The 5,893-nt window shown below is 54.5% G+C and carries 3 tRNA genes and 3 rRNA genes; all 6 read left to right on the top strand.

Going from position 1 to position 5,893, the window contains the following annotated elements:
• The first annotated feature begins 424 nt into the window (after positions 1-424).
• Positions 425-1,889, top strand: a 16S ribosomal RNA gene (locus tag M8744_RS17560).
• 250 nt (positions 1,890-2,139) lie between these two features.
• Positions 2,140-2,216, top strand: a tRNA-Ile gene (locus tag M8744_RS17555).
• 43 nt (positions 2,217-2,259) lie between these two features.
• A tRNA-Ala gene (locus M8744_RS17550) sits at positions 2,260-2,335 on the top strand.
• Positions 2,336-2,705: 370 nt separating this feature from the next.
• Positions 2,706-5,535 (top strand): 23S ribosomal RNA (locus M8744_RS17545).
• Positions 5,536-5,657: 122 nt separating this feature from the next.
• A 5S ribosomal RNA gene (rrf, locus tag M8744_RS17540) occupies positions 5,658-5,772 on the top strand.
• The 16S, 23S and 5S rRNA genes sit together here with 3 tRNA genes alongside, the layout of an rRNA operon.
• A 43-nt stretch (positions 5,773-5,815) precedes the next feature.
• A tRNA-Met gene (locus M8744_RS17535) sits at positions 5,816-5,892 on the top strand.
• Position 5,893 lies beyond the last annotated feature (1 nt).

Genomic DNA, 5,893 nt, shown 5'->3' with positions numbered 1-5,893 from the left:
GAAAAAAGGGGTTGCGGGTATTTGTTGTTATCCGTAAAAGCCCCTTCACCGGCGCTGCTGAGGCGGACGTTGGGGCGCCTACCGGGGCTGACGAGGTTCTGGAGGCGGTTTAGATTTGAGGCAAGTGACGGGCGGGCGCGTCGTTTAAGTTAGGGCGCAACCGGTTGTTATTTTGTCTCCTGCTGTTTGACATTGATAGTAACTGAAGAGATATGCGGGCGGTTTGGTCTGTTTTCGACGGATTGGATGTCTGTATATCGCGCTCTTAGGGATTTATCCCGATGATTGAGTGTCAGCTTCACTGTTTGAGCGTGCAACGTTTCTTTGGAAGCGATGTACATCAGACAGATGACTCATTGATCCTTAGCCGGATCGATGGATGTGCAGAGGTTCGACTGTCAAGGATACGCTGGCAACGGCGTTTCAACTTGAGAGTTTGATCCTGGCTCAGAACGAACGCTGGCGGCAGGCCTAACACATGCAAGTCGAACGAAGCCTTCGGGCTTAGTGGCGGACGGGTTAGTAACGCGTGGGAACGTGCCCTTCACTACGGAATAGTCCCGGGAAACTGGGTTTAATACCGTATACGCCCTTCGGGGGAAAGAATTTCGGTGAAGGATCGGCCCGCGTTAGATTAGGTAGTTGGTGGGGTAATGGCCTACCAAGCCGACGATCTATAGCTGGTTTTAGAGGATGATCAGCAACACTGGGACTGAGACACGGCCCAGACTCCTACGGGAGGCAGCAGTGGGGAATCTTGGACAATGGGGGCAACCCTGATCCAGCCATGCCGCGTGAGTGATGAAGGCCCTAGGGTCGTAAAGCTCTTTCGCCTGTGATGATAATGACAGTAGCAGGTAAAGAAACCCCGGCTAACTCCGTGCCAGCAGCCGCGGTAATACGGAGGGGGTTAGCGTTGTTCGGAATTACTGGGCGTAAAGCGCACGTAGGCGGACTATTAAGTCAGGGGTGAAATCCCGGGGCTCAACCCCGGAACTGCCCTTGATACTGGTAGTCTTGAGTTCGAGAGAGGTGAGTGGAATTGCGAGTGTAGAGGTGAAATTCGTAGATATTCGCAGGAACACCAGTGGCGAAGGCGGCTCACTGGCTCGATACTGACGCTGAGGTGCGAAAGTGTGGGGAGCAAACAGGATTAGATACCCTGGTAGTCCACACCGTAAACGATGAATGCCAGTCGTCGGGTAGCATGCTATTCGGTGACACACCTAACGGATTAAGCATTCCGCCTGGGGAGTACGGCCGCAAGGTTAAAACTCAAAGGAATTGACGGGGGCCCGCACAAGCGGTGGAGCATGTGGTTTAATTCGAAGCAACGCGCAGAACCTTACCAACCCTTGACATCCTGTGCTACATTCAGAGATGGATGGTTCCCTTCGGGGACGCAGTGACAGGTGCTGCATGGCTGTCGTCAGCTCGTGTCGTGAGATGTTCGGTTAAGTCCGGCAACGAGCGCAACCCACGTCCTTAGTTGCCAGCAGTTCGGCTGGGCACTCTAAGGAAACTGCCCGTGATAAGCGGGAGGAAGGTGTGGATGACGTCAAGTCCTCATGGCCCTTACGGGTTGGGCTACACACGTGCTACAATGGTAGTGACAATGGGTTAATCCCAAAAAGCTATCTCAGTTCGGATTGTCGTCTGCAACTCGACGGCATGAAGTCGGAATCGCTAGTAATCGCGTAACAGCATGACGCGGTGAATACGTTCCCGGGCCTTGTACACACCGCCCGTCACACCATGGGAGTTGGGTTTACCCGAAGACGGTGCGCCAACCTGTTCGCAGGGGGCAGCTGGCCACGGTAAGCTCAGCGACTGGGGTGAAGTCGTAACAAGGTAGCCGTAGGGGAACCTGCGGCTGGATCACCTCCTTTCTAAGGATGATCGGGATGATCGGCTTGCCGGTCACGAAGATCACTTAGCAGAAGATCAACAATCAAAGTTGGTCAAACTCAGGGCCAGGCCGTCCTCATATCTCTTCAGTCGAATAATGCGAGCCGCCGGCTCGTATCGGTTGCCTGGCCTCGCGTGAGGGCTGGCCCTCTCGGCAGATTTTGCACGCCCTTCGTGATTGGGTAAAATCGCCTGTCGGGCAACGTCGATTTGCCTGTGGCAAGTCAACTTGGGTCGGTAGCTCAGGTGGTTAGAGCGCACGCCTGATAAGCGTGAGGTCGGAGGTTCAAGTCCTCCTCGACCCACCAAACACTCTCAAGTCCACTGTTTGTCGGTTCTTGAGGACAATCCGGGGCCTTAGCTCAGCTGGGAGAGCGCCTGATTTGCATTCAGGAGGTCAGGAGTTCGATCCTCCTAGGCTCCACCATCCTTCCCGATTAGATCGCCAAGCACTGTACAAGTGCTTCGCCGTCCAATCGGACACGTGATCCGCAAGGGTCACGCTTTGACATCGTTTAGAGAGAAATCAACAACTTGCTTGGTTGCCTGGAGTGACAGGTGACCTCCGGGGGCTTCGGCCCGCGGAAAAAGAGCAACGTTGTCCAAGTCAAGTACAACTAACCCGGTCGGTCCGTAAGGATCGGCCAAATGTTCCCGCCGACCGACATTGGCGGGAGCGGGATAGTTTGCTTTTGACCAGAAAGTGAGCGTTCCGGACGAACCAGCCCGGGATGCACAAGGCTTTTGCGGCATCGCAACGCGGTGTCGCGGCAAGAAGTCTTTCTCTTTCTGGATCAAATCAAGCGCGAGAAGGGCGTTTGGTGAATGCCTTGGCAGCAAGAGGCGATGAAGGACGTGATACTCTGCGATAAGCTTGGGGGAGCCGAGAATAGGCTTTGATCCCGAGATCTCCGAATGGGGCAACCCACCTGACAGTTCGATATAATTGGCTTTGGCCAGCTTATATCTTTCTGAACCAGGTACTTCATACCTGAATACATAGGGTTTGAAGAGCAAACCCGGGGAACTGAAACATCTAAGTACCCGGAGGAAAGGACATCAATTGATACTCCCCTAGTAGCGGCGAGCGAACGGGGACCAGCCGAGCCGTGAATGTGACCAGAAGGATCTGGAAAGGTCCGCCATAGTGGGTGACAGCCCCGTATGGGAAGCATGATCGGACGTATTAAGTAGGGCGGGACACGTGAAATCCTGTCTGAAGATCGGGGGACCACCCTCGAAGGCTAAGTACTCCTTGCTGACCGATAGTGAACCAGTACCGTGAGGGAAAGGTGAAAAGCACCCCGACGAGGGGAGTGAAACAGTACCTGAAACCGAACGCCTACAATCAGTCGGAGCCCCCTTGCGGGGTGACGGCGTACCTTTTGTATAATGGGTCATCGACTTGGTCTCACGAGCAAGCTTAAGCCGATAGGTGTAGGCGCAGCGAAAGCGAGTCTTAATAGGGCGTCGAGTTCGTGGGATCAGACCCGAAACCGAGTGATCTAGGCATGGTCAGGCTGAAGGTTGGGTAACACCAACTGGAGGGCCGAACCCACATCCGTTGAAAAGGATCGGGATGAACTGTGCCTAGGGGTGAAAGGCCAATCAAACTCGGAGATAGCTGGTTCTCCGCGAAATCTATTTAGGTAGAGCGTCATCCGAATACCCCGGGGGGTAGAGCACTGGATGGGTAATGGGGCCCCACAGGCTTACTGATCCTAACCAAACTCCGAATACCCGGGAGTACTAGATGGCAGACACACGGCGGATGCTAACGTCCGTCGTGGAGAGGGAAACAACCCTGACCCTCAGCTAAGGCCCCCAATTCATGGCTAAGTGGGAAAGCAGGTGAGACGGCCAAAACAACCAGGAGGTTGGCTTAGAAGCAGCCATCCTTTAAAGATAGCGTAACAGCTCACTGGTCTAAACAAGCTGTCTTGCGGCGAAGATGTAACGGGGCTCAAGCCATGAGCCGAAGCTAGGGATGCACATAGTGCATGGTAGCGGAGCGTAGTGTGACATAGTCTCATTCCTCCTTCACGCCTTTCGGGGCGTATTGGAGGAGAGAGGCTTTCTGTGAAGCCGGGGCGTGAGCCATCCGGTGGAGAGATCACTAGCGAGAATGATGACATGAGTAGCGACAAAGAGTGTGAGAGACACTCTCGCCGAAAGTCCAAGGGTTCCTGCTTAAAGCTAATCTGAGCAGGGTAAGCCGGCCCCTAAGTCGAGGCAGAAATGCGTAGACGATGGGAACCAGGTTAATATTCCTGGGCCAGGAGATGGTGACGGATTGTGAAGGTTGTTCCTCCTTATCGGATTGGAGGGGCCGCTGATCAGTTCCTGGAAATAGCCCTCCGTAGGACCGTACCCTAAACCGACACAGGTGGACTGGTAGAGAATACCAAGGCGCTTGAGAGAACGATGTTGAAGGAACTCGGCAAAATACCTCCGTAAGTTCGCGAGAAGGAGGCCCGGCTTCAACGCAAGTTTTGGCTGGGGGCACAAACCAGGGGGTGGCGACTGTTTACTAAAAACACAGGGCTCTGCGAAGTCGCAAGACGACGTATAGGGTCTGACGCCTGCCCGGTGCCGGAAGGTTAAAAGGAGAGGTGAGAGCCTTGAATTGAAGCCCCGGTAAACGGCGGCCGTAACTATAACGGTCCTAAGGTAGCGAAATTCCTTGTCGGGTAAGTTCCGACCTGCACGAATGGCGTAACGACTTCCCCGCTGTCTCCAACATCGACTCAGCGAAATTGAATTGCCTGTCAAGATGCAGGCTTCCCGCGGTTAGACGGAAAGACCCCGTGCACCTTTACTACAGCTTCACACTGGCATCAGGCCATGCATGTGCAGGATAGGTGGTAGGCTTCGAAGCAGGGACGCCAGTTCCTGTGGAGCCTCCCTTGAGATACCACCCTTGCATCGCTTGATGTCTAACCGCGGTCCGTTATCCGGATCCGGGACCCTGTGTGGCGGGTAGTTTGACTGGGGCGGTCGCCTCCTAAAGAGTAACGGAGGCGCGCGAAGGTTGGCTCAGAGCGGTCGGAAATCGCTCGTTGAGTGCAATGGCAGAAGCCAGCCTGACTGCGAGACTGACAAGTCGAGCAGAGACGAAAGTCGGCCATAGTGATCCGGTGGTCCCGAGTGGAAGGGCCATCGCTCAACGGATAAAAGGTACGCCGGGGATAACAGGCTGATACTGCCCAAGAGTCCATATCGACGGCAGTGTTTGGCACCTCGATGTCGGCTCATCTCATCCTGGGGCTGGAGCAGGTCCCAAGGGTACGGCTGTTCGCCGTTTAAAGAGGTACGTGAGCTGGGTTTAGAACGTCGTGAGACAGTTCGGTCCCTATCTGCCGTGGGTGTAGGATACTTGAGAGGAGTTGCCCCTAGTACGAGAGGACCGGGGTGAACGATCCACTGGTGGACCTGTTATCGCGCCAGCGGTAGTGCAGGGTAGCTATGATCGGAAAGGATAACCGCTGAAGGCATCTAAGCGGGAAGCCCCCCTCAAAACAAGGTATCCCCGAGGGCCGTGGAAGACCACCACGTCGATAGGCCGGAGGTGTAAGCGCAGCAATGCGTTCAGCTGACCGGTACTAATGGCCCGATAGGCTTGATTTGATCCAGTAAAAGAAAGACTGAAACAAAATCAAAGCAAACATATCCCAAAATACTCGGACAACGGTTGTTGATACCTCTCGGCGATACTTAAGCATCGCCGAAATAATGAGGTTTTTCCTCGGTTTGGTGGTCATAGCACGAGCAAAACACCCGATCCCTTCCCGAACTCGGAAGTTAAGTGCCGTCGCGCCAATGGTACTGCGTCTCAAGACGTGGGAGAGTAGGTCACCGCCAAACCTAGAAAAAACCTCCTTTCTCTCAAACGATCCAAACAAACCTCCGCGGGGTGGAGCAGCCCGGTAGCTCGTCAGGCTCATAACCTGAAGGTCGTAGGTTCAAATCCTACCCCCGCAACCAG

This window comes from Lutimaribacter degradans (genome assembly GCF_023703375.1).
In the GTDB taxonomy this organism is placed as follows: domain Bacteria; phylum Pseudomonadota; class Alphaproteobacteria; order Rhodobacterales; family Rhodobacteraceae; genus Lutimaribacter; species Lutimaribacter degradans.
The sequence above is the reverse complement of the archived record's forward strand: the minus strand, read 5'-3'. Positions and strand labels throughout refer to the sequence as shown.